Genomic DNA, 25727 nt, shown 5'->3' with positions numbered 1-25727 from the left:
CCGTTAACGTAACCCTTTAACCGATTCGCCCACCCCGGAAATGTCGCGATGGCGGACCGCACACCCTTGACATGGGGGCGTTCGATTGCCGACACATCGGGCCGGGTCCGGCGGATTGTGTTGCTGCGGACCGGTGACACGCCATAGAGTCGCCAACCGTCGGCATGGTGTCACGCTGACCTATCGAGAAATTTCCTGGTCACCAAGGAGGTAAGACGACTTGTGAATGAGTCGACATTTGCTCCCGGGGGTGGTCAACCAGGAATGTCTGCGCGGGGCCAAGGACCCGTGGGGCTCGAGGCTGTCGGCTCCGTCGCTGTCCGCACCTTCGAAGCCCGCCAGAAACCGCAGCCGACGCAAGCGACCCAGTCGACATCGTCTGCACCCCAGAGCATGGATGGCCATCACGTGAACGCCATGGCCGGCGACCGGAGTGGCGAGAACACCACCCACACCCAACTCGCCGACTACGAGGAACTGCCCCAGGGGCACTTCTACGACCCTGACGCCGAGTACGAGCCCGATCCCGAGTACGCGGCCACGCTGGCCCCGGACGCGGCCCGTCAGCGCCGTGAGCGCATCGGTCCCACGGGGCGCCCGCTGCCGTACTTCCCGATCCCGGGCCCGCTGACCGATCACGGTCCCGCGAAGATCATCGCGATGTGCAACCAGAAGGGCGGCGTGGGCAAGACGACGTCGACCATCAACCTGGGTGCCGCGCTCGCGGAGTACGGACGCCGGGTCCTGCTCGTCGACTTCGACCCGCAGGGCGCCCTCTCGGTGGGCCTCGGGGTCAACCCGATGGAGCTGGACCTGACGGTCTACAACCTGCTCATGGAGCGGGGCATGTCGGCCGACGAGGTGCTGCTGAAGACGGCGGTCCCGAACATGGACCTGCTGCCCAGCAACATCGACTTGTCGGCCGCCGAAGTGCAGTTGGTCAGCGAGGTCGCCCGAGAGTCCACGCTTCAGCGGGCGTTGAAGCCGCTGATGCAGGACTACGACTACATCGTGATCGACTGTCAGCCCTCGCTCGGCCTGCTCACCGTGAACGCCCTGACGGCGGCTCACAAGGTGATCGTGCCGCTCGAGTGCGAGTTCTTCGCGCTGCGCGGTGTGGCCCTTCTGACGGAGACCATCGAGAAGGTCCAGGAGCGGCTCAACCCCGACCTGGAGCTCGACGGCATCCTCGCCACCATGTACGACTCGCGCACGGTGCACAGCCGTGAGGTGCTCGCGCGGGTGGTCGAGGCCTTCGACGATCACGTCTACCACACGGTCATCGGGCGCACGGTCCGCTTCCCGGAGACCACGGTCGCCGGTGAGCCGATCACGACGTACGCCTCGAACTCCGTCGGCGCCGCCGCCTACCGTCAGCTCGCCAGGGAGGTGCTCGCCCGGTGTCACGCCGAGTGAGTCTGCCGGGGGCCGACGAACTGTTCCGTACGACCGGGGGGATGGCGCTTCAGTCGTCGTCGCCGCGACGCCAGGCGAACGGCGAGCCGCGGGTGCCCGCACCCGCGGGGGAGAGTGACGAGACCGCCGCCGGTGACTCCCACGGGGGCACGGGCGCCCCAGACGGCGCGGACGGCGGTGAGGCCGCCGAACACGGCGCCGCCGACGCGGAGTCGGGGGCCGGGGAATCCCATAGCCGCACGGCTCCTGCGGAGGGCGAGAAGTCGCAGGGTGGTACCCGCCCGGCGAGCTCCTCCACCGCGCAGGCGCGGCGGCGTGCGCGGGCGGCCAATCGGCGGCCGAGCGGGCGTGAGCGGCACGACGAGAAGATCACCGTGTACGTGTCCGCCGAGGAGCTGATGGACCTCGAGCATGCTCGGCTCGTCCTCAGGGGTGAGCATGGGCTCGCGGTCGACCGCGGGCGGATCGTCCGCGAGGCGGTCGCCGTTGTCCTCGCCGACCTTGAGTCCCGTGGGGACGCGAGCATTCTCGTACGACGGTTGCGTGGGCGGTAGGGGTAGCCTTCCCGCCGATGCCCGTGAACGACGAACCCGCACCGCCGCTTGCTACTCGACGCCGTGCCTTGGGGCGGGGGCCCGGGGCGGCTCCCGCTGAGGAGTCGTCTGCGGACCGTGGGGCGTTGTGCCCACCCGTTCCGCCCTGCGGAACGCCTGCCCACAACGCGGGCGGCGACTCCGATGAGGCCCCCGCCGAACCCGACGACGGGCGGTTCAAGGTTCGGCTTGCGAACTTTGAAGGGCCCTTCGATCTGCTGCTTCAGCTCATCTCGAAGCACAAGCTCGATGTCACCGAAGTCGCGCTGTCCAAGGTGACCGATGAGTTCATGGCGCACATCCGTGCCATGGGGCCCGACTGGGATCTTGATCAGACCACCGAGTTCCTCGTGGTCGCCGCCACGCTGCTCGACCTCAAGGCGGCCAGGCTGCTGCCCGCCGCCGAGGTCGAGGACGAGGCGGATCTCGCGCTGCTCGAAGCGCGGGACCTGCTCTTCGCGCGGCTGCTGCAGTACCGCGCGTACAAGCAGATCGCGGACATCTTCAGCGGGCGGCTCGACGACGAGGCGCGGCGCTATCCGCGGACCGTGGGGCTCGAGCCGCACCATGCCGAGCTGCTGCCCGAGGTCGTCATCAGCATCGGCGCGGAGGGGTTCGCCAGGATCGCCGTGAAGGCGATGCAGCCGCGGGCGAAGCCTCAGGTGTACGTCGACCACATCCATGCCCCGCTGGTCTCCGTACAGGAGCAGGCGGGGGTGGTCGTGGCCCGGCTGCGCGAGCGGGGCGAGGTCAGCTTCCAGGTGCTCGTGGAGGACGCGGGGGACACCCTCACCGTCGTCGCCCGTTTCCTGGCACTCCTTGAGCTGTACCGCGAGAAGGCCGTGGCCCTGGACCAGGAGGATGCCCTGGGCGAGCTCATGGTGCGGTGGACCGGCGGTGAGGGCGACGGGCAGCCGACGGTGACCGACGAGTTCGACCGCGTCCCCGAGACGACGAGTGAGGAGACGGCCACATGAGCCCCGAGAAAACGGCGAGTCCCGCGGGAGACCTGGCCGGAGCCGTCGCCGATCTGGAGCTGCGGCCCGCCCTGGAGGCCGTCCTCATGGTCGTCGACGAACCGGCCACCGAGGAGCACCTCGCCAAGGTCCTCGACCGGCCCCGGCGGCAGGTGGCCGACGCCCTGCGCGAGCTCGCCGACGAGTACACCGTGCAGAAGCGGGGCTTCGAGCTGCGCCTGGTGGCGGGCGGCTGGCGTTTCTACACGCGGCCCGAGTACGCGGCGGCGGTCGAGCGCTTCGTGCTCGACGGGCAGCAGGCCCGGCTCACCCAGGCGGCTCTGGAGACCCTCGCGGTCGTCGCGTACCGCCAGCCGGTCAGCCGATCGCGGGTCTCCGCCGTGCGCGGAGTGAACTGTGACGGCGTGATGCGCACCCTTCTCCAGAGAGGTCTGGTGGACGAGGCGGGCGCGGAACCCGAAACAGGTGCGATCCTGTACAGGACGACGAACTACTTTCTGGAGCGGATGGGCCTGCGTGGCCTTGACGAGCTCCCGGAGCTCGCGCCCTTCCTCCCCGAGGCGGACGCGATCGAGGCCGAGACGCAGGAAGGTGTTCCGTCGTTCGACCCGGACGCGCCTGATGCGCCGGGTTACGAGGACGCAGACGACTAACGGAAATTTGATGCGAAGCAGCAGCGGCAGGAACAGCAGCGGAAACAACGGCGGGAGCCGTGGTGGCAACAGCGGCGGCCGAGGCAGCAGCGGTGGCCGCGGCAATTACCGGGGTGCCGGTAACAGCCGCGACGACAAGCAGGGCGGCAGCGGCCGTCCGAAGAAGCCGCGTCCGGAGGAGCGGCGTTACGACGTAGGCTCCGGCGGCACGCAGGACGGTCCGAAGACGGGCCGTGGTGCCTCGGCGCGCGGTGGCGCCAAGGGCGGCCCCAAGCAGGGCCAGGGCAGCGCGCGGGGGCGGTGGGCTCCGGCCACCTCCCGTGAGTACGACGCGCGGGCCGAGGAGCGCAACCGCGAGCGGTACGCGGGCAAGCAGAAGGCCAACCTGCCCAAGACCTTCCCGGGCGCCGAGCAGGAGGGCGAGCGGCTGCAGAAGATCCTCGCCCGCGCGGGCTACGGCTCGCGCCGTGCCTGCGAGGAACTGGTCGAGCAGGCCCGCGTGGAGGTCAACGGCGAGATCGTGCTCGAGCAGGGCATGCGGGTCGACCCGGAGAAGGACGAGATCAAGGTCGACGGCCTGACGGTGGCGACCCAGTCGTACCAGTTCTTCGCCCTGAACAAGCCTGCCGGTGTCGTCTCCACCATGGAGGACAGCGAAGGCCGCCAGTGCCTCGGTGACTACACGAACAACCGCGAGACGCGGCTGTTCCACGTGGGCCGGCTCGACACCGAGACCGAGGGCGTCATCCTGCTCACCAACCACGGTGAGCTGGCACACCGCCTCACGCACCCGAAGTACGGCGTGAAGAAGGTCTACCTCGCGCACATCGTCGGCCCGATCCCGCGTGACCTGGGCAAGCGGCTCAAGGACGGCATCGAGCTGGAGGACGGGTACGCGCGTGCGGACCACTTCCGCGTCGTCGAGCAGACCGGCAAGAACTACCTGGTCGAGGTGACCCTGCACGAGGGCCGCAAGCACATCGTGCGGCGCATGCTGGCCGAGGCCGGGTTCCCGGTCGACAAGCTGGTGCGGGTGGCCTTCGGGCCGATCACCCTCGGCGACCAGAAGTCGGGGTGGCTGCGCAGGCTCTCCAACACCGAGGTCGGCATGCTGATGCAGGAAGTGGACCTGTAGACACCTCCCAGGGGTTGTGACTGCCCGTCCATTCTCTTTATAGTCTTCATGACTATTAAGGGGGTGGGCGGGCATGTCTGTGTCCGGGGCCTACGACAAGTACGCCTTCGAGCCGTTCGCCGTCACCGTCGACCTCGCCGTCTTCACCGTCCGCGCCGGCCGGCTGCACGTGCTGCTCGTCGTGCGGGGCCAGGAGCCGTACGCGGGACGCTGGGCGCTGCCCGGCGGATTCGTGCTCCCCGAGGAGTCGGCCGAGACCGCGGCGGGCCGTGAGCTCGCCGAGGAGACCGGCCTCACGGATGCCGCCGGGCTTCACCTGGAGCAGCTGCGCACCTACAGCGAACCGGACCGCGACCCGCGGATGCGGGTCGTCTCCGTGGCGTTCGCGGCGCTCGTACCCGATCCTCCCGAGGTACGCGGCGGCAGCGACGCGGCCCGCGCCGCCTGGCTGCCGTACGGCTCCGCGTACGGGCCGCTCGCCTTCGACCACGAGCGGATCCTCGCCGACGCCCATGACCGCGTCCGCGCCAAGCTCGAGTACACCGGCCTCGCCACGGCCTTCTGCCCGCCCGAGTTCACCCTCGGCGAGCTGCGGCAGGTCTACGAGACGGTGTGGGGCGTCGAGCTCGACCCGGCCAACTTCCGGCGCAAGGTGCTCGGCACGCCCGGCTTCGTCGCGGCGATCCCCGGGGCCGCGCGCCTGACGGGCGGGCGCGGAAAGCCCGCCGCTCTCTACCGGGCGGGCGGCGCCACCGAGCTGCACCCGCCCCTTCTCCGCCCCTCGACCGTTCCATCGGATCCCTCGGAAGGAAAGACCTCATGAAGCGTGCCGCGACCGGATCCCTGATCGGGCTCGCCCTCGGGGACGCGCTCGGCTTCCCGACCGAGTTCAACGACGTACCCTCGATCCTCGCCAAGTGCGGGCCCTGGCGGGAGATGGAGCTGCCGAAGCCCGCGTTCGTCACGGACGACACGCAGATGACACTCGCGCTCGGCCGTGCGCTCAAGGCCGCGTCCGCGCGGGGGCTCTGCGGGCCCGAGCGGTTCGCGCACCTCACCCGCCGGGAGTTCGTCGCCTGGAATTTCTCGCCGGACAACAACCGCGCCCCAGGCAACACCTGCATCACCGCCTGCGAACTGCTCGCCGACGAGCAGCGGCCCTGGCGGGACGCAAGCCAGCTGCACTCCAAGGGCTGCGGCGCCAATATGCGGGTCGCACCGCTCGGGCTCATGCCGTGGCTGAGCGAGGAGATGCGGGCCGGTGCCGCACAGACCCAGTCCGCGCTCACCCACGGACACCCCACGGCACTGGCGGCCAGCGATCTCACGGCGTACGCGGTGAAGCTGCTCGCCGAGGGCACGGAACCGATGGGCCTGGTCGGCCTGCTCCGGTCGTACGCCATCGACAACCGCACCCGGTACCGCGAGGACTGGCTCGGCGATCTGTGGAACCGCTCCCAGGACCCGAACCCCGAGCACTTCATCGCGCGCGGCTGGGACGAGTGCCTCGCGATACTCGAGCGGCTCGCGGCGGCTGTCCGTGACGCCAACCCGGAGACCGACCCCTGCCTGGCCACCGGCGCGGGCTGGATCGCCGAAGAGGCGCTCGCCACCGGCCTGTTGTGCTTCCTGATGTTCCCCGACGAGCCCCTCACCGCCCTCCGCAGGGCCGCCTGCACCTCGGGCGACTCCGACTCCATCGCCTGCCTGGCCGGCGCGTTCGCGGGCGCCCACCTGGGCGCGGACGCCTGGCCCGCCGAGTGGGCCGAGCGGATCGAGTACCGGGAGGAGCTGCTTGAGCTCGGGGCGCTCTGGGACGGGGAGGCCTAAGCCGAAGCTGCCGCCGACGCTCGGCGCACCCGGAACAGGAAGTCCTCGACCCGGCGGCGGTCCGGCTCCGGCGGGAGCGGCGTGCGGGCGGCGGCCGCGTCGGCCTCCGCCGCCAGCCGGTTCATCCACGCCTCGACGTCCGTCCACGCGACCTCGCCGCGCTTGACCGCGAGGAGCGGCTCGCGCTGTTCGCCGACGTCGACGACCAGCTCGCCGGTCAGCAGCAGGTCGCGGCTGCTCATCAGGAGGCGCAAAAGGTGCATCGCGTGCTTCCAGCGGGGCGCGCCGTGCAGGCGTACGTCCGCGTCGAGCTTCTTGCGCTGGCCGAGCGCGTAGCCCGCGAAGCTTGCGTGGACGTGGCGGGACAGGAACGCCCCGCGCAGTGCGAGGAGTTCGCGGCCGGTGTCCGTGAGGTGCTCGACGAGCGGAGAGTGCAGGCACTCCAGGATGTTCGGGTTGGCGCGCAGCGCGAGCTCGCAGAAGCGCTCAAGCTCCCAGCTGAACTGCTCATCGGCTGGTCCATCGGCATGCGTCGGCGGCTTCTCGAAGTGCCAGAAGAGCGGCGTGGGCGCCAGGAAGACGCCCCTGCGGTCGGTGTCGCTGCCGTCCGTGGCCAGGCCGAAGGCACGCGAACCCATCACGCACGAGTAGACGGTGTGGTCGCGTACGAGGTCCAGGTCGCTCAGGCGGTGCATGCGGTGAGCGTACGGGCCACCGTCAGCCGAGCGTGATCGATTTTCCGGTGACCGTGATCTTCTGAGCGGGGAGCGGGCGTGGCGCGGGCCCGTCCGCCACCGAGGCGTCCGCCACGCGGTACTTGCTGCCGTGGCACGCGCAGTTGATCGTGCCGCCCGTGACCTCGCTGACCGTGCAGCCCGAGTGGGTGCAGACCGCGGAGAAGCCCTTGAAGTCGCCCTTCTCGGGCTGTGTCACGACGACCTTCTCGTCCTTGAAGATCTTGCCGCCGCCGACCGGGATGTCCGACGTCTTCGCCAACTCGTCGGCCGCGGGCGGCTTCTGGGACTTTCCGCCGCCCGAGGAGGACGGTGCGGCGGAAGACTCGGACCCGGGCGGCGACTCCGGATCCGCGCCCTCGTCGCCGTACTTGCTGCATCCGGCGGCCAGCGCGACCGCGCCGCCGGTGGCGAGGACCGTGCGCCGGGTGGGGGGCGTACCGCTCATGTCGTCACTCCGAACGTACGGAAGAACCACAGCGCCGACGTCAGCCAGATCACCGTGAGGACCGTGAAGACCAGGCCTCCGATCACCGGAAGCAGCCAGCCGGGCAGCTTCTCCGAGCGGAGCAGCAGCATCTTGGCACTGAACGCGCCGAAGAAGAAGCAACCGAGCAGCGAGTGCCACATCACCCGTGTCGAGTACGTCTGATAGCCGAGCGCGTAGAGGCAGTGCACCGCCACGGGCACCGACACCAGGAACGCGATCCGGCCCGACCAGCGGTGCAGCGCCGCCGACCAGGACGGGCCCGGAAGACGGCCGTACACCATGAACGCCGAGCCGACCTGGACGAGCGCGAAGGCGAACGCCGTCGTGCCGAGCCAGGCCTTGACCGCGCTGGTGCTGCTGAACCCGGCGAGGTTGAAGGCCGTGCCCTCCGGGTCGTGCGTCTTGCCGTACACGCCGAGGCCGACGGCGACCGCGGCGGCGACCAGGGCAGGTACGAGGTAGCGGGCGGGGTGCGGGCGGCGGTGGTCGCCGGCCGCCGGGGGCGGGCCGAAGCCGCCCTGGGTCGCGGCGTTCGGATCGACGCTCATGGTGGCTCCCTGGTCGGGGCGGAGCGGGGTCAGGGCACGACGGGGCGGGCGGTGAGGGTGCCGCCGTCGAACGGGACGGCGCCGGTCTCCGGGTCGAGGCGCGGGGCCTTCTGCGGCTTGCCGTCCTCCTTGAGGATCCCGACCTGCTGCCCGTCGGGCAGGACGATCCAGCCGCCGTCGATCTCGGCGCCGCGCACCTCGGTGGTCGCGCGGTACAGGCCGGATGGCTTCTTCGCCCTGTCGGCGGTGAAGTCCCAGGTCTTCTTGTCGATGTCGACCGTGCCGCGGACCTTGTCGTCGTCGCGGAGGGTGCCGTCCAGCTTCGCGCCGTGTTTGCCGGTCAGCCGCATGGAACCGTCGTCCTCGACATCGCCCTTCAGCCAGGACTCCGTGTTCCGTCCGTCGCAGAAGTACGCGATGGCCTTGCCGTCACGGATCGAGATGGAGACGGCGGAGGTGTCGTCGTCCGTGCGGCCCGCGTACTCGGCCTTGGCAGGCGGCTTCTTCGTCGGCTCCTTCGAGGGCTCTTTCGACGGCTTCCCGGACGGCTCCGTGGAGGCGCTCCCGGAGGGTTCCGCCGTCGAGGTGGGCGTCGGCGACGCGCCGCCGGACGAGCCCTCTTCGTACGACGAATTGCCCGTCCCCGTCGTCGCGTTGAGCGACAGCATGAACAGGGCGAGCAGCAGCCCCCCGAGAAGCGTGTACAGCGGTCCCGAGCGCTTCATACGGGCCTCCCCCGAGGCGTGGGCCGTGCCGGCTCCTCCATGCAAGCGGACCCGCGCCCCCTGCGTCCAGGGCTGAACCGTCACGGATCGTTCCAAGTGGCGACAGAAGGCGATCAGCGCGACATTGGCAGGGTCCGAGGTCCCGCCTCAGGCGGCTCCTCCGGCGGCGGAGGCAACCTCCTGGCCGCGCCGGACTCGCCGACCAGGCCCAGTCCTGGGTAGGCACCGGCGCGAACCAGCAGGTGACCGGAGCCCAGCTGCAGGAGGCGCTGCCCGCGACGGCACCCTCCAAAAGGTCGCCGCGGAGGACATCATCAGGCAGCAGCGGCTCTGAGCACCCCAGATCCCCCGAGGGGCACGCGGCGTCCGTCTCGGCAGGCGGGCGTCGCGCACTCGTCCCTGGGGCCCTGACTACCCTTGTGACCACAGCAAGTCGTAGATACGCGAGCGAGGAGCAGCACTGTGGCGGTACGAGCGGTCCGGGGCGCCGTCCAACTGGAGCGGGACGCGGCCGACCACATGGACGAGCAGGTCAGCGAGCTGCTCACCGCCATCCTCGAGCGGAACGGACTGAACCAGGACGACCTGATCAGCATCTGGTTCACGGCGACGCCCGATCTGCACTCCGACTTCCCGGCCGCCGCCGCGCGCAAGCTGGGCATCGTGGACGTCCCGCTGATCTGCGCGCAGGAGCTGGAGATCAACGGCGCGATGCGCCGCGTCGTCCGGGTCCTCGCGCACATCGAGACCGACAAGCCCCGCTCCGAGATCACGCACGTCTACCTCGGCGCCGCTGCCACCCTTCGCAAGGACATCGCCCAGTGAGAACCGCCCTCGTCATCGGCACCGGCCTGATCGGCACCTCCGCCGCGCTCGCGCTCGTCTCGCGCGGTGTGACCGTGCACCTCGCCGACCACGACCCCGGGCAGGCCCGTACGGCGGCGGCGCTCGGCGCCGGCACCGACGAGGAGCCCGAGGGCCGCGTCGACCTGTGTGTCGTCGCCGTGCCGCCGGCGCATGTCGCCGCGACCATGGCCGACGTCATGGGGCGCGGGGCGGCGCGCGGCTACCTCGACGTGGCCAGCGTCAAGGGCGGGCCGCGCCGTGAGCTGGAGGCGCTCGGCCTCGACCTCACCCCGTACATCGGTACGCATCCCATGTCGGGCCGCGAGCGCAGCGGCCCCCTCGCCGCCACCGCCGACCTCTTCGAGGGGCGGCCGTGGGTGCTGACCCCGACCCGGGACACCGACACCGAGGTCCTCAACCTCGCCCTCGAGCTGGTCGCGCTCTGCCGTGCGGTGCCGGTCGTCATGGACGCCGAGGCGCACGACCGTGCGGTCGCGCTCGTCTCGCACATGCCGCACCTCGTGTCCAGCATGGTCGCCGCCCGCCTGGAGGACGCCGAGGAGACGGCGGTGCGCCTGTGCGGGCAGGGCATCCGTGACGTCACGCGCATCGCCGCGTCCGACCCGGGGATGTGGATCGACATCCTGTCCGCGAATCCCGGTCCGGTGGCCGACCTCCTGGCGGCGGTCGCCACGGACCTGGACGAGACGGTGACCGCGCTGCGCGCGCTGCAGTCGGCGGACGAGTCCAAGCGGCGGGACGGCGCGGCCGGCGTCGAGAGCATGCTGCGGCGTGGCAACGCCGGGCAGGTGCGGGTGCCCGGCAAACACGGGGCGGCGCCGGCCACGTACGAGATCGTCGCCGTGCTCATCAACGACCAGCCCGGCCAGCTGGCCCGGATCTTCGCCGACGCGGACCGTGCCGGGGTCAACATCGAGGACGTACGCATCGAGCACGCGACCGGGCAGCAGGCGGGCCTGGTCCAGCTGATGGTGGAGCCGAAGGCGGTGCCGGTGCTGAGCGCGGCGCTGCGGGAGCGGGGCTGGGCCATCCGGCAGTAAGAGGCGCTCGCGGGAGCCAGTAACCTTGTGCGGGGCGCGTCTGCGCCCCGCCTCCTTGCCCCGCGTCCTGAGAAAGGTGTCCGCAGCCCCGTGGAAGCCGCAGAAACCGCCGAAACCGCCGCCCAGGCAACCGTCGTCGTCGCCATCGACGGACCCTCCGGCACGGGCAAGTCGAGCACCTCGAAGGCCGTCGCCGCCCAGCTCGGCCTCAGCTACCTGGACACCGGCGCCCAGTACCGTGCGATCACCTGGTGGATGGTGAGCAACGGCATCGAGCTGACGGACCCGAGCGCCATCGCAGCGGCCGCCCAGAAGCCCGAGATCATCTCCGGCACCGACCCGGCCGCCCCGACCATCACGGTCGACGGCACGGACGTCGCGGGCCCGATCCGCACGGCCGAGGTCACCTCCAAGGTCAGCGCCGTCAGCGCCGTCCCCGAAGTCCGCGCCCGGATCACGGACCTGCAGCGCTCCATCGCCGCGTCCGCCGAGAAGGGCATCGTCGTCGAGGGCCGTGACATCGGTACGACCGTCCTGCCCGACGCCGACCTCAAGATCTTCCTGACGGCCTCGCCCGAGGCCCGCGCCGCCCGCCGCTCCGGCGAGCTCAAGGGCGCCGACGTCAAGACGACCCAGGAAGCCCTCATCAAGCGGGACGCGGCCGACTCCAGCCGCAAGACGTCCCCGCTGGCGAAGGCCGGCGACGCCGTCGAGGTCGACACCACCGAGCTCACGCTCCAGCAGGTCATCGAGTGCGTCGTCACCCTCGTCGAGGAGAAGCGGGCCTCGAAGTGATGGAGGTTCCATCGGAACGCGGTGCGGAGGTCGGCCGCCGGATCGGCGTCGGCCTCATGTACGGGCTGTGGAAGCCCCGCGTCCTCGGCGCCTGGAAGGTCCCCGCGACCGGCCCGGCGATCCTGGCCGTGAACCACTCGCACAACGTCGACGGTCCGATGGTGATGGGGACGGCCCCGCGGCCCACGCACTTCCTCATCAAGAAGGAAGCGTTCATCGGACCCCTGGACCCCTTCCTGCGCGGCATCGGGCAGCTGAAGGTGGACCGTGAGATCGCCGACCGCACGGCGATCACCCGGGCCCTCGGCGTCCTGGAGCAGGGCGGCGTCCTCGGGATCTTCCCCGAGGGCACGCGCGGCGAGGGCGACTTCGCCTCGCTGCGTGCGGGCCTCGCGTACTTCGCCGTACGCAGCGGAGCGCCGATCGTGCCGGTCGCGGTCCTGGGAAGCACGGAGAGGCGCGGACGGTTGATAAAGGGGCTGCCCCCGCTGCGCAGCCGGGTCGACGTCGTCTTCGGGGACCCCTTCGAAGCGGGCGACGGCAGCGGACGGCGTACGCGCAAGGCGCTGGACGAGGCGACCGTGCGCATCCAGGAGCGGCTCACCGCCCACCTGGACAACGCCAGGCGCCTGACCGGGCGCTGAGTGAGACTTATCAAGTAGTGGCCCGTCGCCAGACGAGAGACGGTCCACCGATCACCACGATGAACAACGAGGTACGGACTTCATGAACGACCAGATCCAGCCCGAGGGCTCGGAGCACGAGCACGGGGCGCTTGGCGATGCCGAGTACGCGGAGTTCATGGAGCTCGCCGCGGAAGAGGGCTTCGACGTCGAGGACGTCGAGGGCGCGATCGAGGCGGCGGGCCACGGCCCGCTGCCCGTCCTCGCCGTCATCGGCCGCCCCAATGTCGGCAAGTCGACCCTCGTCAACCGCATCATCGGCCGCCGCGAGGCGGTCGTCGAGGACCGCCCCGGCGTGACCCGCGACCGCGTGACGTACGAGGCGGAGTGGGCGGGCCGCCGCTTCAAGCTCGTCGACACCGGCGGCTGGGAGCAGGACGTGCTCGGCATCGACGCGTCCGTCGCAGCCCAGGCCGAGTACGCGATCGAGGCGGCCGACGCGGTCGTCTTCGTCGTGGACGCCACCGTCGGCGCCACCGACACGGACGAGGCCGTCGTGCGGCTGCTCCGCAAGGCGGGCAAGCCGGTCGTCCTGTGCGCCAACAAGGTCGACGGGCCGTCCGGCGAGGCCGACGCCACCGCCCTGTGGTCCCTCGGCCTCGGCGAGCCGCACCCCGTCTCCGCGCTGCACGGCCGCGGCACCGGCGACATGCTGGACGCCGTCCTCGACGCGCTGCCCGAGGCGCCCGAGCAGACCTTCGGCGCCGCCATCGGCGGCCCGCGCCGCATCGCGCTCATCGGCCGCCCGAACGTCGGCAAGTCCTCGCTGCTCAACAAGGTGGCGAACGAGGACCGCGTGGTCGTCAACGAGCTCGCGGGCACCACCCGTGACCCGGTCGACGAACTCATCGAACTCGGCGGGATCGTCTGGAAGTTCGTCGACACGGCGGGCATCCGCAAGCGCGTCCACCTGCAGCAGGGCGCCGACTACTACGCCTCCCTGCGCACCGCCGCCGCCGTCGAGAAGGCGGAGGTCGCGGTCATCCTGATCGACGCCAGCGAGTCGATCAGCATCCAGGACCAGCGCATCGTGACGATGGCCGTCGAGGCAGGCCGCGCCATTGTCCTCGCGTACAACAAGTGGGACACCCTCGACGAGGAGCGCCGCTACTACCTGGAGCGGGAGATCGAGACCGAGTTCCAGCAGGTCGCGTGGGCGCCCCGGGTCAATGTGTCGGCGACGACCGGCCGGCACATGGACAAGCTGGTCCCCGCGATCGAGACGGCCCTCGACGGCTGGGAGACGCGCGTCCCGACGGGCCGTCTGAACGCCTTCCTCGGCGAGCTGGTGGCCTCCCACCCGCACCCGGTGCGCGGCGGCAAGCAGCCCCGCATCCTCTTCGGCACACAGGCGGGCACGAAGCCGCCGCGCTTCGTCCTCTTCTCCTCCGGCTTCATCGAGCACGGCTACCGGCGCTTCGTGGAGCGCAGGCTGCGCGAGGAGTTCGGCTTCGAGGGCACGCCGATCCACATCTCGGTGCGGGTGCGCGAGAAGCGCGGCCGCAAGAAGTAGCAGCCACGCGGGGAACGAACGGGTGAGGCCCCGCCTTCTTCGAATTCTTTGAGGAATCCGAAGAAGGCGGGGCCTCACTCGTGTGCGGTGCCTCAGTTCCCCCTGCGCGGTCCCGGTGGCAGCGCCGCGGGGAACTGCTGGTGGCCCGTGCCGTGCTGCTCCTGGCCGTAGCGGGTCACGTGCAGCTGGCTGAGCGTGTTGTGCCGGGGGCTCTGCCGGTCGCCCGCCCGGTGCATGCCGTACGGCATGGCGCCGAAGGCCGTGAAGCCCAGATCCTCCTCGCCGCTCCGGTCACCCGGCAGGGCCTTGAACGATCTGCGGTACTCCGAGTACAGCGCGTCGTAGATCGGCGTGGCCGAGCGGGTGCCCCCGGTGTCCTGCGACGAGCGCATGGACGGGATGGGGTTCTGGTACGCGGGCCGGTGGCGAGTGGGGTCGTATGTGTGCACGTATGTGCCAACGACACCATTCGCGTACGGATGCGGGGGCCGCGCCGCTTTCGCGTGGCGCCGGGGGTGTGACCGGCGCATTCGCGGCTCGCGGCGCGGCCCCGGCGCGGTCGGCTCAGGTGCCCGCGAGCGGCATCGCGGCCGCCACAAGCCGCCCGTGCGCCGCCGCGTTGTCCAGGGCGCCGCGCAGCAGGTCCTCGCGGGGCTGGCGGCCGATGGAGCCGACCGGCGCCGCGAAGAGGAGCACCGTCTGCAGCTTGTTGGCCGCGGCCCGCCAGGCGTCGGTGACCTGGAGCGGGTGGTGCGCCTGCCACCAGGCGACGGGGGAGCTGCCGTTGGCGCCGGGCTGGAGCACGGCGTGCAGCCGGCCCATGGCGAGCAGCACCGACCAGCCGTGCAGCACGTCGGGCACGGTGTCCAGCGAGGTCACCGGCATGAAGCCCTGCTCGATCAGGAGCGGCAGGAAGTCGTCGCCGCCGCCCGGAGCGGCGCCGGGGCGTGCGATGGCGCCGGTCGGCTCGACGACGAGCGCGGGGTGCAGCTCGCCATCGATGAGGACGAGACCGCTGGTCACGCCGAGGACGGCCTGGTCGGGCGCTCCTCCGGCGGGCCCGGTGCCGTCGTCGCCGGTGATCGAGCGTACGGCGCCCTGGAGCTGCTCCTCGGAGACCTGGACGATCTGGGAGGGCAGGCAGGTGGCGTGGGCGAAGGCGAGTACGGCGGTCTCGTCGCCGATGAACAGGACCGTGCTGGTGCGTTCCTGCTCCGAGTCGCCCGGGGTGCGGCAGGACGTGCAGTCGTAACTGCCAGGGGCGTTCTCTCCGGCGAGCAGCCGGTCGGCTTCTTCGTCGCCGATCTCGGCGCGTACGTCGTCGCCGACTTCGAGCATGCGCGGCACGGGTGGCTCCTCGGAATCGATGCTTGGGAGCCGGCGGTGTCCGGCTCATAAGGAGACAACGGGCGATCAGTGGTGCAAGTCACGCGCGAAGGCGAACGGAATCGAACCATCCGCAGCGGAGGGTGAGTTTCCCGGCGGAATCCATCACTCCACGCCAACGCCTGCTGAGTACAGGGAAGTTGGAGCGGTGAGGTGAGTCACAGATCACCTCATCGACGGGTTGATAAATACTGAAATCGGTGAATTAAGTGGATGGCCGAAAATCGCCGATACTGCCGGTAACATCCAACTGGCCTGGAATGACAAGGAGTTGGTTGATATCGGGGCGAGCAGGCTCCTAGATTCCACCCTCGTGTGCAGCGAGCACCGCTCAGGTACGTCCGTCGGGTGCACCAGCCAGCTCAAGCACCGCGGCACGAGAGTGCCGACTCCGGCGGACGGGGTGGAGTGGACCTCCGGCGTCGGATGCGCGAGGAGGACCACAGCATCAGGGGGAGCCTGGGTCCTTCGAGAGGGAAATACATGTCCGCACATCCCAAGCGCGTTCGCAGGACGGCAGTGATCGGCGGAGCGGCGTTGCTCGCCCCGCTGGGACTGCTCACCGCCACCGGCCAGGCCGGAGCGGCGGACAGCGGAGTGTGGGATCGCATCGCTCAGTGCGAGAGCGGCGGAAACTGGAACATCAACACCGGCAACGGCTACTACGGAGGACTGCAGTTCTCCGCCGGTACCTGGCGCGCGTACGGCGGAGGGGCCTACGCGGTGACCGCCGACAAGGCGTCCAAGGCGCAGCAGATCGCTGTCGCCACCAAGGTGCAGCGCGCTCAGGGTTGGGGCGCGTGGCCCACGTGCTCGGCACGGGCGGGAGCGTCCGGCAGTGCGCCGGGGGCGGCGGCTCCTGCCGCACCCGCGGCCCCGGCGGCTCCCAAGGCCGTCAAGGAACGGCCCGCGAAGGAGCGGGACCGTACGCCGAGCCACACCGACCGGGGTTCCGGCCGCGGTGACTACACCGTTCAGCGAGGGGACACCCTCAGCCGGATCGCGGCGGAGCACGGCGTCGGCTGGCGGCAGGTCTACGACGCCAACAAGGCGGTCATCGGCGACGATCCGAACCTGATCGTGCCGGGGCAGCGGCTCGACCTCTGAGCCGGTCGGCCCAGGGCGTGGCCCCACCCGGTCGTCCGACCGGGTGGGGCCGTGTCCGTGGCGGGCGCGGCACGCCTTTGCGGCGCTGTCGCCCTGCCTAGCGTGGCCGGATGTACCCGATGCAGATGATTCCGATGTCGATCGAGCGGCTCCGGTCGCTGTGGCCCGCCGCGCTGCTCGCCACCGCGGTGTCCCTGCCGGCGACGGTCGTGCCGGCGGCCGCGTCGCCCGCTCCTCCGCCGCCGCTGCCCGGTCCGCCTGCCGCCGCCGCGGCGTACGACTGTTCCCGTACCGAAGGGCCGTGGACCTGCCTCGCCCAGTGCGAGAGCAGCGGACGGTGGAACGTGAACACCGGGAACGGCTTCTACGGAGGGCTGCAGTTCTGGCAGCCCACCTGGGAGAAGCACGGCGGGCTCAAGTACGCGCCGCGTGCGGATCTCGCCACCAAGGCGGAGCAGATCAAGGTCGCCGAGAAGGTCCTTCGGAAACAGGGGTGGAACGCCTGGCCCGCGTGCTCGAAGAAGATCCCGAAGGAGATCCGGGACGGGATCGCCAGGGTGCATGTGGTCAAGAAGGGCGAGACGTTGAGCTCGATCGCCCTGCGCTACAAGGTCAAGGGCGGCTGGCAGGCCCTGCACAAGGCCAACCGGAAGATGGTCGGGAGCCGTCCCGATGCGCTGAACGTCGGCGCGGAGCTGATCATCCCTCGCGGGGCGGCTCGTTCCTGAGTCATCCTTCCGGGGGCGGGCTGTCTCTCAGTTCCGCCGCCTCGCCGCTGAACACGAGCTCGCCCCTGCGTAGTTCGTGCACCACCACTGCCGTCCGGCTCGCGCGTTCGCGTACGCCGGGCGGCAGTCGCTGTTCGGCGGTGATCACGCAGGCGTCCAGGGCCATGAGGAGCTCGTACGTCCGTGCTGCCACCGGTGGTGACATGCCCTGGGTGGGCTCGTCCACGAGGATCACCCGGGCCGGGGCCAGCAGGGCGCGGGAGAGGGCCAGCATGCGTTGCTCGCCGCCGGAGAGGGTGCCTGCGCGGCGGGGGAGGAGGGGGCGCAGCTCGGGGTACGCGTCCAGGGCGGGGGCGAAGTCGCCCTCGGGGGCCGACAGGTCGAGGTTCTCGCGGACCGTGAGGGTGCCGTAGATCGCCTGTCTGTCCGGTACGAAGCAGAGGCCTCGCCGCGCGCGTTCGTGCGGGGTGAGCCGGGTGACGTCCCTGCCGTCCCAGGTGACGGTGCCCGCCGAGAGGGGGGCCGTGCCGGCCAGGGCGCGCAGGGTCGTGGTGCGGCCGGAACCGTTGCGGCCGAGGAGGACGGTGAGGCCGTGGGGGCGGGCGGCGAGGGTCACGCCGTGCAGGGCTTCGAGGGGGCCGTAGCGGACGTGGGCGTGCTGGAGCGCGATGCCGGTGCTCATGGCGCTGCCCTTCTCATGGTGCTGCCCTGTGGAGCACTTCCGTCGGCGGGCCCGATGTGATGATGCGGCCCGCCGACATGACGTGCACGGTGTCGGCCAGGTTCGCCACCAGGTCCAGGTCGTGCTCCACCACGAGCAATGCCATGCCGTCCGCCGCCAGGGCGCGCAGGAGGCGGGTGAGGGCCGCCGCCTCGGCGGTGTCCAGGCCCGCTGCGGGCTCGTCCAGGAGGAGGGTGTGCGGGGTGCCCGCCAGGGCTCGGGCCAGTTCCACGCGTCGGAGGGTGCCGGTGGGGAGGTCTGCTGCGGGGTGGTGTCGGGTGGGGCCGTCGAGGGAGAGGAGGCGGAGGGCGTGGGTGGTGGCCTCCGGGACGTCTGCTCGGCTCTGGTCCGCGGCGACTTGGACGTTCTCGGTGATGGTCAGGGACGGGAAGACCGACAACTGCTGGAAGGTGCGGGCCACGCCGAGGTGGGTGCGGGTGTGGGCGGGGAGGCGGGTGATGTCGCGGTCGTCGAGGGTGATGCGGCCGGAGTCGGGGCGGAGGGTTCCGGCCAGGCAGTGGAACAGGGTGCTCTTGCCTGCGCCGTTCGGGCCCACTACGGCGGTGATGCGGCCGGGGGGCACGGCCAGGCTTACGCGGTCGAGGGCGGTGAAGCCGTTGTAGGTGAGGGTGATGCCGTGGGCGGCGAGGGTTACCGGAGCGGGGGCGGGGGCCGGGGGAACGGAGACGGGGGTTGACTGTGCCGATCCGTCGCGCCCTTGGTCCGGTCGGGGGCCGGGGCCGCGCCGGTATGTCCGTCCCCGCCATCTCGCTCCGAACGCCTTGCCGCTTCGGCTGACGAGCCCCGCGAACGACGCTCCGCGCGGAAACCCCGACACACCCCCTCCCACCTCACCGCCGCCTACGGCTCGCACCAACTTCCGCCCCGACCCAGGACCGTGGCTTGTGTTGGGCTGGTCGTCTGTGGGGCCGTTGCCTGTGCTGAGCCCGTCGCCTGCGCCGAGTTCGTCTCCAGCTCCGAGCCCGTCGCCAGCGGCGGGGCCGGACTCAGCTCCGGGGCCAGCGCTTGTGCCGGGCCTGTTGCCCGGCCCGAGCCCGTCTCCCGGGCCGGGTGGGCGCAGCCCCAGTTGCCGGGTACCGGGCAAAGTGGCGGCAAGTACAGCCTCGCGGGCCCTCGCGCCCAAGGGGGTCAGGGAAGGGTGCCGGGTCAGGCGGGCGGTGGCTGAGCGCAGAGCCTCGTACGGGCCCCCGGGGAAGCGGCCGATCAGGACGGCCAAGATGCCGATCAATGCCGCTGCCACACCGCCCCGCGCCCCCGCGTCCAGGCCCACCAGAAGCGCCGCCGCAACCATCGCGCCCAGGAGGCTGTCCGCGCCCAGGACCAGTACCGCCGCGAACCAGAGGAGGCCGCGTACGGGGTCGTACGCGGCGGGGTCGAAGGCCCGCAGGCCCATGCCCAGCATTCCGCCGCCGAGAGCGGCAAGCGCCGCGCCCGCGACGAAGGCGGTGAGTTTCAGGGTGCGTACGGGGACGCCCGACGCCGCCGCCCCCGCCTCGTGATCCCGCATCGCGGCCAGGGCGCGACCCATGCGGCCTCGGCGCAGTGTCGTGGCGAAGAGCAGAGCCGCGGCGAGGAGGAGAAGTTCCAGTACGTAGTACGCGCGATCCCCGGCGAAGCCCGCGGGGCGGTCCAGGTTCAGGCCCGCCGTCGCGTACGGCTGCGCGAAGACGAAGCGGCTGACCCCGACGCCCACCGCGAACGTCGCGAGGGCGAGCGCAAGGCCGTGGCGGCTGATCGCGGGCCAGCCGGTGAGGAGGCCGAGCGGCGCCACGAGGAGGACGGCCACGGCCAGGGCGGGGAGATGGGGGAGTTCCGGCAGGCCGGGGAAGCGACCTGCCGTGAGGAGAGCCGTGAACAGCGCGCCCAGGCCCGCGTACGCCGCCTGGCCCAGGGAGATCTGGCCTCCCCTGCCCGTGACGATCACCAGGGACAGAAGGATCACCGCAAGGGCAGGGACCTGGACCGATGTCGTCAGGTCCGAGCCCGCGAAGCCCAGCGGGATGAGGAAGAGGACCACGATCACTATCCACGCGCCGGGCGGGGTCGGTACGCGTGCCGTCGCCGTGCGGGGGAGCGTGGTCTGCGCGCCGATGCCGGGCAGCACCAAGGCCGCGACGAGCAGCGCCACCACGAAGAGGTTCGCGCCGAGCGCCTGGACCAACGGCTCCGCCCAGCCCGAGGGATGAAGCCGGGTCAGCTGGCTCTGGGCAACGCCGAGGCCCAGAGCCACCACGACCGCGATCGTCAGGCTCCGCATCCGCGCCGCCACCGCGACGGCCACCACCTCCATGACCAGGAGTGGCATGCCGTAGGGGTCGAGGCGTACGAAGGGGGCGAGCAGCGCTCCGGTGAGGCCCGCCGTGAACGCGCCGAACGCCCAGCCCGCCGCCGCCACCCGGTCCGCGTCGATACCGCCGAGCACGGCCAGGGACCGGTTGTCGACCACGGCCCGCAGCTCGCCGCCGAAGCGGGTCCAGCGGGTGACCGCCCAGACGGCCGCCGCGAGCGCCACGGTCACCGCCAGTTGGGCCCAGGGGTCCGATGAGACGAGCACGGGCGCGTCCGCCTTCGCCCCGGGGCCCCACAGCAGCGCGGCGCCCCCCACGAGGAGTACGAAGACACCGATGGATGCCACCAGGGTCTGGGCCGGGTCGCTGCCGAGGACCGAAAGGGGGCGGAAGACCGCTCGCTCCAGGAGGAGGCCGATGGCCGGGGCGATGAGGAGGAGGGTGACCGTTGTCGCCAGCCACAGCGGCCAGTTCCACTCGACCGTGAGCTGGCGCAGGACGTACGCGCAGACCATCGCGATCGCGCCGTGCGCGAAGTTGAGTACCCCCGTCGCGCGGTACGTGACGATCAGGCCGATGCCGGTGAAGGCGGCCGCGCTGCCGACCGCGAGCCCGGCAAGCGTCAGGTCGTAGGTCAGGGACGCCACCGGGTCAGTGCTCCGGGGACGGGGCGGCGGGGGCCTGTGGTTCGCAGATGGGGCAGGGGTCCAGGTCGCCGGTGGCCAGGATGCGGGCGTCCGCGGGGACGGCCTCCGGCTTGCCCGCGACCAAGGGGCAGTCGGCCCGGTGCCAGAGCGTGCCGCCGGGGATCATCAGGAGGTCGCCGCTGGTCGCGACGGGGGCCGGCTGCTCGGTGACCGAGGGAGGCGTTCCCGCCGACACGAGGAGGCCGTACAGCTCCTCCACGCGGGCCGCGGCCAGCGCGCTCCTGCCATGGGCGAAGAGCACCGCCCCGGCGATGATCAGTGCCGCGCCCGGCACCGTGCAGGACGCCAGATACGGCAGCTGCCGCTCGGCGAAGCGCTCGCCCGACATGCCGTACCAGCCAATCACGCTGAGCACCGCGCCGGCGGCGAGGGAGGCGAACGCCGCCCAGATCACCGGGCGGACGGCGCGAAGGCGCACCGCACGAGCTGTCTGAGCCGGTTGAGCCGCCCGCATTCAGACCCCCTGAGACACGCCAGTCACGTCGATGGGCTGTCCATGTCAGTCGATGGCTTGCACTATGCCTTCTGGAAGCTGACCCTGAAAGAACCGGGCCCTGATGGCTCGGACCGACACCCGGTGGTGAGCCAGATGGTTCTCTGGACCAGCCCCAGGCGGGGGATCGATCGCGAGCGGGGAAGGGCGCGGAGCGCGGCTTTGGCGGCTGCCGCGGTCCTGCTGATCGTTCCGGCCGCCGTGGCGTGCGGCGACGACAGCGGCGGGGGCGGCGAGAGCACCCCGCCGAAACCGTCGGCCGAGAAGTCGACCGAAGCGCCCGCGGACGACGCGACCGCGCCCGCGGATCCCGCGGCGGCCGAGAAGCAGGTCAAGGAGAACTGGGAGAAGTTCTTCGACCCTGCCGTCTCCCTGAAGGAGAAGGAGGCCGTCCTGGAGAACGGCCCGAAGATGCGCGCCGTCCTGGAGAGCTTCAGCGGTGACGAGCGTGGCAAACAGGTCAGCGCCAAGGTGAGCAAGGTGAAGTTCACCTCCGCGACCGAGGCGGACGTGACGTACGCGCTGACGTTGAAGGGCGCCACCGCACTGCCCGACGCCTCGGGGACCTCGGTCAACCAGGACGACACCTGGAAGGTGTCCGTCAAGACCCTGTGCGCGCTGGTGAAGCTGAGCGGCAATGAGTCGCCCGGTCCGGGCTGTTGAGGTCCTTGCCGTATCCGCGCTGCTCGTCGTGGTGGCCGGGTGCGGCAGCAGGCTGCCCGAGAGCGACTTCGATGACCGGGCCACGGCCCCCGCCCCGTCGGGGGATGGGGGTGCGCCGATCCCCGTCGGCATCATCACCAGCGCCACGAGCCCGGTCGGCGGCTCCGCGTTCACCGGGCCGCGGGACGGGGCGAAGGCGTACTTCGAGCGGTTGAACGCGCGCGGCGGTATCGACGGGCGCAAGGTCGAGGTGCACACCTGCGACGACGGCGGCAGCGGTGTCGGCAACAACGAGTGCGTGCACAAGCTCGTCGACGAGGAGAAGGTCGTCGCCCTGGTCGCCACCAGTTCGATGGAGTACGCCGGGGCCGCACGTGTCTCCCGCGCGCGCGTGCCCGACATCGGGGGGCAGCCGATCGGGTCCGCGTACGACACGTATCCGCATCTGTACGGGATCTACGGCAGCCTCGCGCCGCGCGAAGGGAAGCCGGGCTGGGGCGGAAAGCTGTACGGCGGCACGGAGGTCTACCGCTACTTCAAGCGGGAGCAGGGGGCACGGACCGCCGCCGTCGTCTCCTACAACCAGTCCGCGTCGGCCGCCTATGCCCGGCTCGTCGAGCGCGGCCTGGAGGCCGAGGGCTACAAGGTGGTCACCGAGCAGGTCGATTTCGCGCTGCCCAACTTCCGCGCCGCCGCGGCCGACCTGAAGGAGCAGGGCGCCGATCTGGTCTTCGACGCGATGGACACGCACGGCAACGCCCAGCTGTGCGAGGCGATGGACGACGTAGGCGCGAAGGTCACCGCCAAGGTGACCAACGTGCAGAACTGGACATCTTCCGTCGCCGACGACTACAAGGACGCACCGCGCTGCCGCAACGCCCTGTGGGCCACCGGAGCGAGCCGCAACTACGAGGACGAGGACCAGCCGGAGGTACGCGCGTTCCGTGCCGCCCTGAAGGGAAAGCCGCTCTCCCAGTGGCACCTGGAGGGCTGGGCAGCGGCGATGTGGTTCACGGACGCGGCGAAGTCCTGCCGGGGCGACGTCACGCGCGCGTGCGTCGACCGCTTCATGAACCGCGGTGAGCCGTACACCGCGCGCGGGCTGCTGCTCCCGGTGACCTACGAGCAGCGGGCCGATCCGCCGAAGACCCGCAGGACGTGTGTGTCCGTGGCCCGCTGGAAGGACAGTGAGGGCTGGGTCACACAAGGCGAGATGAACAAGAACTGCTTCGAGGTGCCCCAGCTCTCCTACCAGCCATGATGCGTGCGCCCGCCAAGAAGTTCCCGAAGGCGACTATCGATGGCGCAACGCTTGGGGAACAAGACGATGATGAAACCCAACCCTCTGTCCGGATTCCCCGTCTAACCCTGCGGTAGGCGGACGAGACGGACTGTCCGCGGGGAAGCGTGGGATACGGGGACGCATGCATATCTCTTTCCTGATTCACAACGCGTACGGAATCGGCGGGACGATCCGGACGACGTACAACTTGGCGAACACTCTCGCCGAGCAGCACGACGTCGAGATCGTTTCCGTCTTCCGGCACCGGGACGAACCCGTCTTCACCCCGGACCCGCGCGTCGCGCTCAGCCACCTCGTGGACGTGCGCAAGGAGAGCCCCGGCTTCGAAGGGCAGGACCCCGACGCCCTGTTGCCCGCCCGTACGTTCCCCGCCGCGGAAGGGCGTTACGACCAGTACAGCGCCCTCACCGACCGGCGCATCGCCGAGCATCTGGCATCGGTGAGCGCCGATGTGGTGGTCGGGACGCGGCCCGGGCTCAATGTGCACATCGCGCGTGAGACCGCGCGCGGACCGCTGCGCGTCGGCCAGGAGCACCTCACGCTCGACAGCCACTCCAAGGAACTGCGCCGCCAGTTGCGCAGCGTCTACCCCCGCCTCGACGTCCTGACCACGACGACCGAGGCCGACGCCCGCGCCTACCGCCGCAAGATGCGGCTGCCCGGCGTCCATGTCCAGGCCGTGCCCAACCCCGTGCCCGCGCCCGGCATCGAGCCCGCCGACGGCTCCCACAAGTGGGTCGTCGCGGCCGGGCGGCTCGCCCCCGTCAAGCGGTACGACCTGCTCATCAGGGCCTTCGACAAGGTGCGGCGCGAGCGCCCCGACTGGCGGCTTCGGATCTACGGCGGCGGCAAGCAGAAGGAGAAGCTGCGCGCCCTGATCGATGAACTCGGCCTCTACAACCACGTGTTCCTGATGGGTCCCGCCCACCCCATCGAGCCCGAGTGGGCCAAGGGCTCCATCGCGGCCGTCACCTCGAGCCTGGAGTCCTTCGGCATGACGATCGTGGAGGCGATGCGCTGCGGCCTGCCCGTCGTCGCCACCGACTGCCCGCACGGGCCCGGCGAGATCATCGAGAACGGTGTCGACGGACGCCTCGTCGAGGTCGGCAACACCGACGCCATCGCGGGCGGGCTGCTCGAACTGATCAACAACGAACCGCTGCGGCAGCGGATGGCGGGCGCGGCGCTCCAGGACTCCGAGCGCTTCGACCCGGCCCGCATAGCCGAGCGCTACGACGCGATGTTCAGCGGGATGCTCGCCCGCGGCAGCTCGTTCGGCGGCCGGATGCGCGGATCGCTGCACCGTACGCGCGGCGCGCTGCTCGGCGGTGTGTACGCCGTGCGGGACATCGGACACGGCATACAGACGAAGGGATCCCCCGCATGACGGCCCTGGCCACATCGGACGCCTCGACGCCCTGCGACGCCGGGAGCGGGCAGGACGTGGCCGCGGCACCGCGCGCCGACTGCATAGCCGACTCGGCGGGCGGTCTGACCTTCGACGTCACCGACCCGGGCGGGACGGGCGTGGCCCATCTGCTGCTTCGCCGCCGCGAGGCCGCGTCCTGTGACGAGGACGTGCGGCTTCCGCTGTCCCCGGGCGCCGACGGCAGGCTGCGGGCCGCGCTGCCCAGCAGCGTCGAGCTGGCCGAGGGCCGCTGGAACGCCTACGCGCAGGTCGAGGGCGCCGCACCGCGCCGCCTTGCGCCCGGCGTCAACGACCTGCGCTCGCTGGTCGACCGCGCGCCGAGCGGCGCCCGCGGCCACATCGCCGTACGCATCCCGTACGCCACCAAGCAGGGCAACCTCTCCGTACGCAGTTGGCTGCGTGCCCCGCACGCGGAGATCGGCGAGCTCGAGATCGCCGGCGCCGCGGTGACCGTGCGCGGGCGGGTGTACGGCACCGCGGTGACGGGCGCCGCCTACGCCGAGGCGTCCCGCCGCGCCGAGCCCGACCGCGTGGAGAGCTGTGAACTGACCGCTGACGGGCCGGAGTTCAGCTTCGGCCTGCGCTGCGACAGGCTCGCCGAGAGCGGCCCGGGGCCGTGGGACCTGTGGCTGCGCCCGCTGGGCGAGAGCGGGCCGCGGATCCGCCTGGCCCGGCTCCTGGACGACGTACCGGACAAGAAGCCGATCTTCACGTACCCGGCGGCGCGGATCGAGACGGCGGCGCACGGGCCGCTGGAGGCGGGCCCGTACTACACGAACGACAACGACCTTTCGGTACGGATCCGCGAGGCGAGCGTGATCGAGGACTGACCTCTTCGCGGACGGCATTCGCGGACAGCCGCTGTCCGCGACGCCGGGCACA

Annotated in this window: 27 protein-coding genes; 18 read left to right on the top strand and 9 right to left on the bottom strand. The window is 71.2% G+C overall.

Annotated features, from left to right (window positions below; all coding sequences use genetic code 11):
- The first annotated feature begins 264 nt into the window (after positions 1-264).
- The 7 genes from AB0O76_RS32750 to AB0O76_RS32720 all read left to right on the top strand — a co-directional run bounded on the left by AB0O76_RS32750 (position 265) and on the right by AB0O76_RS32720 (position 6604).
- Positions 265-1416 (top strand): ParA family protein, encoded by a 1152-nt coding sequence (locus AB0O76_RS32750; RefSeq protein WP_365498681.1) that lies wholly within the window; start codon positions 265-267, stop codon positions 1414-1416.
- Complete coding sequence (locus tag AB0O76_RS32745; RefSeq protein WP_365498678.1) at positions 1401-1970, top strand: hypothetical protein; 570 nt, start codon at positions 1401-1403, stop codon at positions 1968-1970. Before AB0O76_RS32750 ends, AB0O76_RS32745 begins: the two co-directional genes overlap by 16 nt.
- A gap of 17 nt (positions 1971-1987) precedes the next feature.
- On the top strand, positions 1988-2986 hold the full coding sequence (locus tag AB0O76_RS32740; protein WP_365498675.1) for a segregation/condensation protein A: 999 nt from the start codon (positions 1988-1990) through the stop codon (positions 2984-2986).
- Positions 2983-3639 carry an SMC-Scp complex subunit ScpB gene (scpB, locus tag AB0O76_RS32735; RefSeq protein ID WP_365498672.1) on the top strand — a complete coding sequence of 219 codons (657 nt, stop codon included), beginning with the start codon at positions 2983-2985 and terminating at the stop codon, positions 3637-3639. Before AB0O76_RS32740 ends, scpB begins: the two co-directional genes overlap by 4 nt.
- A gap of 10 nt (positions 3640-3649) precedes the next feature.
- On the top strand, positions 3650-4774 hold the full coding sequence (locus tag AB0O76_RS32730; RefSeq protein ID WP_365498669.1) for a pseudouridine synthase: 1125 nt from the start codon (positions 3650-3652) through the stop codon (positions 4772-4774).
- A gap of 73 nt (positions 4775-4847) precedes the next feature.
- The gene (locus AB0O76_RS32725) at positions 4848-5597 is read left to right on the top strand and encodes an NUDIX domain-containing protein (RefSeq protein WP_365498666.1); all 750 of its coding nucleotides are present in this window, start codon (positions 4848-4850) and stop codon (positions 5595-5597) included.
- Complete coding sequence (locus AB0O76_RS32720) at positions 5594-6604, top strand: ADP-ribosylglycohydrolase family protein (RefSeq protein ID WP_365498663.1); 1011 nt, start codon at positions 5594-5596, stop codon at positions 6602-6604. The genes AB0O76_RS32725 and AB0O76_RS32720 overlap by 4 nt, the downstream gene beginning before the upstream one ends.
- Here AB0O76_RS32720 and AB0O76_RS32715 read toward each other — a convergent pair.
- Genes AB0O76_RS32715 through AB0O76_RS32700 form a run of 4 tightly spaced genes read right to left on the bottom strand, consistent with a single transcriptional unit; the run spans position 6601 to position 9101 of the window.
- On the bottom strand, positions 6601-7299 hold the full coding sequence (locus tag AB0O76_RS32715) for a nucleotidyltransferase domain-containing protein (RefSeq protein ID WP_365498660.1): 699 nt from the start codon (positions 7297-7299) through the stop codon (positions 6601-6603). The two genes, AB0O76_RS32720 and AB0O76_RS32715, sit on opposite strands and share 4 nt — an antisense overlap.
- Positions 7300-7321: 22 nt before the next feature.
- Positions 7322-7786: a Rieske (2Fe-2S) protein gene (locus tag AB0O76_RS32710; RefSeq protein ID WP_365498657.1), complete on the bottom strand. Its 465-nt coding sequence runs from the start codon at positions 7784-7786 to the stop codon at positions 7322-7324.
- On the bottom strand, positions 7783-8376 hold the full coding sequence (locus tag AB0O76_RS32705) for a DUF6529 family protein (protein WP_365498654.1): 594 nt from the start codon (positions 8374-8376) through the stop codon (positions 7783-7785). Before AB0O76_RS32705 ends, AB0O76_RS32710 begins: the two co-directional genes overlap by 4 nt.
- Positions 8377-8405: 29 nt before the next feature.
- Positions 8406-9101, bottom strand: a complete 696-nt coding sequence (locus AB0O76_RS32700; RefSeq protein ID WP_365498651.1) for a hypothetical protein — start codon at positions 9099-9101, stop codon at positions 8406-8408.
- Between the two features lie 462 nt (positions 9102-9563).
- Here AB0O76_RS32700 and aroH point away from each other — a divergent pair, with 462 nt between their 5' ends.
- From aroH to der, 5 genes are all read left to right on the top strand, one after another.
- Complete coding sequence (aroH, locus tag AB0O76_RS32695; protein ID WP_365498648.1) at positions 9564-9926, top strand: chorismate mutase; 363 nt, start codon at positions 9564-9566, stop codon at positions 9924-9926.
- A complete protein-coding gene (locus AB0O76_RS32690; RefSeq protein ID WP_365498645.1) occupies positions 9923-11008 on the top strand; it encodes a prephenate dehydrogenase in 1086 nt (361 codons plus the stop codon). Before aroH ends, AB0O76_RS32690 begins: the two co-directional genes overlap by 4 nt.
- A 90-nt stretch (positions 11009-11098) precedes the next feature.
- Entirely contained in the window at positions 11099-11803 is a 705-nt protein-coding gene (cmk, locus tag AB0O76_RS32685) for a (d)CMP kinase (RefSeq protein ID WP_365498642.1), read from the top strand.
- Positions 11803-12447, top strand: coding sequence for a lysophospholipid acyltransferase family protein (locus AB0O76_RS32680; RefSeq protein WP_365498639.1), 645 nt, complete (start codon positions 11803-11805; stop codon positions 12445-12447). Before cmk ends, AB0O76_RS32680 begins: the two co-directional genes overlap by 1 nt.
- Before the next feature lie 82 nt (positions 12448-12529).
- The gene (gene der / locus AB0O76_RS32675) at positions 12530-13999 is read left to right on the top strand and encodes a ribosome biogenesis GTPase Der (protein WP_365498636.1); all 1470 of its coding nucleotides are present in this window, start codon (positions 12530-12532) and stop codon (positions 13997-13999) included.
- Between the two features lie 92 nt (positions 14000-14091).
- Here der and AB0O76_RS32670 read toward each other — a convergent pair whose 3' ends face one another.
- Together AB0O76_RS32670 and AB0O76_RS32665 are read right to left on the bottom strand one after the other, a co-directional pair.
- Entirely contained in the window at positions 14092-14448 is a 357-nt protein-coding gene (locus AB0O76_RS32670) for a hypothetical protein (RefSeq protein WP_365498633.1), read from the bottom strand.
- 115 nt (positions 14449-14563) lie between these two features.
- Positions 14564-15346: a hypothetical protein gene (locus AB0O76_RS32665; RefSeq protein ID WP_365498630.1), complete on the bottom strand. Its 783-nt coding sequence runs from the start codon at positions 15344-15346 to the stop codon at positions 14564-14566.
- A 522-nt stretch (positions 15347-15868) separates the two neighbouring features.
- Here AB0O76_RS32665 and AB0O76_RS32660 point away from each other — a divergent pair.
- Positions 15869-16492, top strand: a complete 624-nt coding sequence (locus AB0O76_RS32660) for a transglycosylase family protein (RefSeq protein ID WP_365498627.1) — start codon at positions 15869-15871, stop codon at positions 16490-16492.
- 110 nt (positions 16493-16602) lie between these two features.
- A complete protein-coding gene (locus tag AB0O76_RS32655) occupies positions 16603-17220 on the top strand; it encodes a transglycosylase family protein (protein ID WP_365498624.1) in 618 nt (205 codons plus the stop codon).
- A gap of 1 nt (position 17221) precedes the next feature.
- On the opposite strand, the gene AB0O76_RS32650 is transcribed toward AB0O76_RS32655, so the two are convergent.
- Genes AB0O76_RS32650 through AB0O76_RS32640 form a run of 3 tightly spaced genes read right to left on the bottom strand, consistent with a single transcriptional unit; the run spans position 17222 to position 21411 of the window.
- Positions 17222-17902 carry an ATP-binding cassette domain-containing protein gene (locus AB0O76_RS32650; protein ID WP_365498621.1) on the bottom strand — a complete coding sequence of 227 codons (681 nt, stop codon included), beginning with the start codon at positions 17900-17902 and terminating at the stop codon, positions 17222-17224.
- Between the two features lie 13 nt (positions 17903-17915).
- Positions 17916-20897, bottom strand: a complete 2982-nt coding sequence (locus tag AB0O76_RS32645; protein ID WP_365498618.1) for a branched-chain amino acid ABC transporter permease/ATP-binding protein — start codon at positions 20895-20897, stop codon at positions 17916-17918.
- Between the two features lie 4 nt (positions 20898-20901).
- On the bottom strand, positions 20902-21411 hold the full coding sequence (locus AB0O76_RS32640; protein WP_365498615.1) for a hypothetical protein: 510 nt from the start codon (positions 21409-21411) through the stop codon (positions 20902-20904).
- A gap of 135 nt (positions 21412-21546) precedes the next feature.
- Here AB0O76_RS32640 and AB0O76_RS32635 point away from each other — a divergent pair, with 135 nt between their 5' ends.
- The 4 genes from AB0O76_RS32635 (at position 21547) to AB0O76_RS32620 (ending at position 25675) form a co-directional block, all read left to right on the top strand.
- A complete protein-coding gene (locus AB0O76_RS32635; protein ID WP_365498612.1) occupies positions 21547-22113 on the top strand; it encodes a hypothetical protein in 567 nt (188 codons plus the stop codon).
- The gene (locus AB0O76_RS32630) at positions 22088-23374 is read left to right on the top strand and encodes an ABC transporter substrate-binding protein (RefSeq protein WP_365498609.1); all 1287 of its coding nucleotides are present in this window, start codon (positions 22088-22090) and stop codon (positions 23372-23374) included. Before AB0O76_RS32635 ends, AB0O76_RS32630 begins: the two co-directional genes overlap by 26 nt.
- A 163-nt stretch (positions 23375-23537) precedes the next feature.
- Entirely contained in the window at positions 23538-24803 is a 1266-nt protein-coding gene (locus AB0O76_RS32625) for a glycosyltransferase family 4 protein (protein ID WP_365498606.1), read from the top strand.
- Positions 24800-25675 carry a hypothetical protein gene (locus AB0O76_RS32620; protein ID WP_365498603.1) on the top strand — a complete coding sequence of 292 codons (876 nt, stop codon included), beginning with the start codon at positions 24800-24802 and terminating at the stop codon, positions 25673-25675. Before AB0O76_RS32625 ends, AB0O76_RS32620 begins: the two co-directional genes overlap by 4 nt.
- Positions 25676-25727: the final 52 nt, after the last annotated feature.

The organism is Streptomyces sp. NPDC086554, from assembly GCF_040686095.1.
Lineage (GTDB): Bacteria > Actinomycetota > Actinomycetes > Streptomycetales > Streptomycetaceae > Streptomyces.
Note: the sequence above shows the minus strand (reverse complement) of the source record. Positions and strands in the feature narration are given on the sequence as shown.

Excerpts from the sequence above, each read along its gene's own strand:
- AB0O76_RS32750 (WP_365498681.1), top strand. The coding sequence starts at position 265 with ATGTCTGCGCGGGGCCAAGGACCCGTGGGGCTCGAGGCTGTCGGCTCC.
- AB0O76_RS32740 (WP_365498675.1), top strand. The coding sequence starts at position 1,988 with ATGCCCGTGAACGACGAACCCGCACCGCCGCTTGCTACTCGACGCCGT.
- scpB (WP_365498672.1), top strand. The coding sequence starts at position 2,983 with ATGAGCCCCGAGAAAACGGCGAGTCCCGCGGGAGACCTGGCCGGAGCC.
- AB0O76_RS32730 (WP_365498669.1), top strand. The coding sequence starts at position 3,650 with ATGCGAAGCAGCAGCGGCAGGAACAGCAGCGGAAACAACGGCGGGAGC.
- AB0O76_RS32725 (WP_365498666.1), top strand. The coding sequence starts at position 4,848 with ATGTCTGTGTCCGGGGCCTACGACAAGTACGCCTTCGAGCCGTTCGCC.
- AB0O76_RS32720 (WP_365498663.1), top strand. The coding sequence starts at position 5,594 with ATGAAGCGTGCCGCGACCGGATCCCTGATCGGGCTCGCCCTCGGGGAC.
- AB0O76_RS32715 (WP_365498660.1), bottom strand. The coding sequence starts at position 7,299 with ATGCACCGCCTGAGCGACCTGGACCTCGTACGCGACCACACCGTCTAC.
- AB0O76_RS32710 (WP_365498657.1), bottom strand. The coding sequence starts at position 7,786 with ATGAGCGGTACGCCCCCCACCCGGCGCACGGTCCTCGCCACCGGCGGC.
- AB0O76_RS32705 (WP_365498654.1), bottom strand. The coding sequence starts at position 8,376 with ATGAGCGTCGATCCGAACGCCGCGACCCAGGGCGGCTTCGGCCCGCCC.
- AB0O76_RS32700 (WP_365498651.1), bottom strand. The coding sequence starts at position 9,101 with ATGAAGCGCTCGGGACCGCTGTACACGCTTCTCGGGGGGCTGCTGCTC.
- AB0O76_RS32680 (WP_365498639.1), top strand. The coding sequence starts at position 11,803 with ATGGAGGTTCCATCGGAACGCGGTGCGGAGGTCGGCCGCCGGATCGGC.
- der (WP_365498636.1), top strand. The coding sequence starts at position 12,530 with ATGAACGACCAGATCCAGCCCGAGGGCTCGGAGCACGAGCACGGGGCG.
- AB0O76_RS32660 (WP_365498627.1), top strand. The coding sequence starts at position 15,869 with ATGTCCGCACATCCCAAGCGCGTTCGCAGGACGGCAGTGATCGGCGGA.
- AB0O76_RS32655 (WP_365498624.1), top strand. The coding sequence starts at position 16,603 with ATGTACCCGATGCAGATGATTCCGATGTCGATCGAGCGGCTCCGGTCG.
- AB0O76_RS32650 (WP_365498621.1), bottom strand. The coding sequence starts at position 17,902 with ATGAGCACCGGCATCGCGCTCCAGCACGCCCACGTCCGCTACGGCCCC.
- AB0O76_RS32640 (WP_365498615.1), bottom strand. The coding sequence starts at position 21,411 with ATGCGGGCGGCTCAACCGGCTCAGACAGCTCGTGCGGTGCGCCTTCGC.
- AB0O76_RS32635 (WP_365498612.1), top strand. The coding sequence starts at position 21,547 with ATGGTTCTCTGGACCAGCCCCAGGCGGGGGATCGATCGCGAGCGGGGA.
- AB0O76_RS32630 (WP_365498609.1), top strand. The coding sequence starts at position 22,088 with ATGAGTCGCCCGGTCCGGGCTGTTGAGGTCCTTGCCGTATCCGCGCTG.
- AB0O76_RS32625 (WP_365498606.1), top strand. The coding sequence starts at position 23,538 with ATGCATATCTCTTTCCTGATTCACAACGCGTACGGAATCGGCGGGACG.
- AB0O76_RS32620 (WP_365498603.1), top strand. The coding sequence starts at position 24,800 with ATGACGGCCCTGGCCACATCGGACGCCTCGACGCCCTGCGACGCCGGG.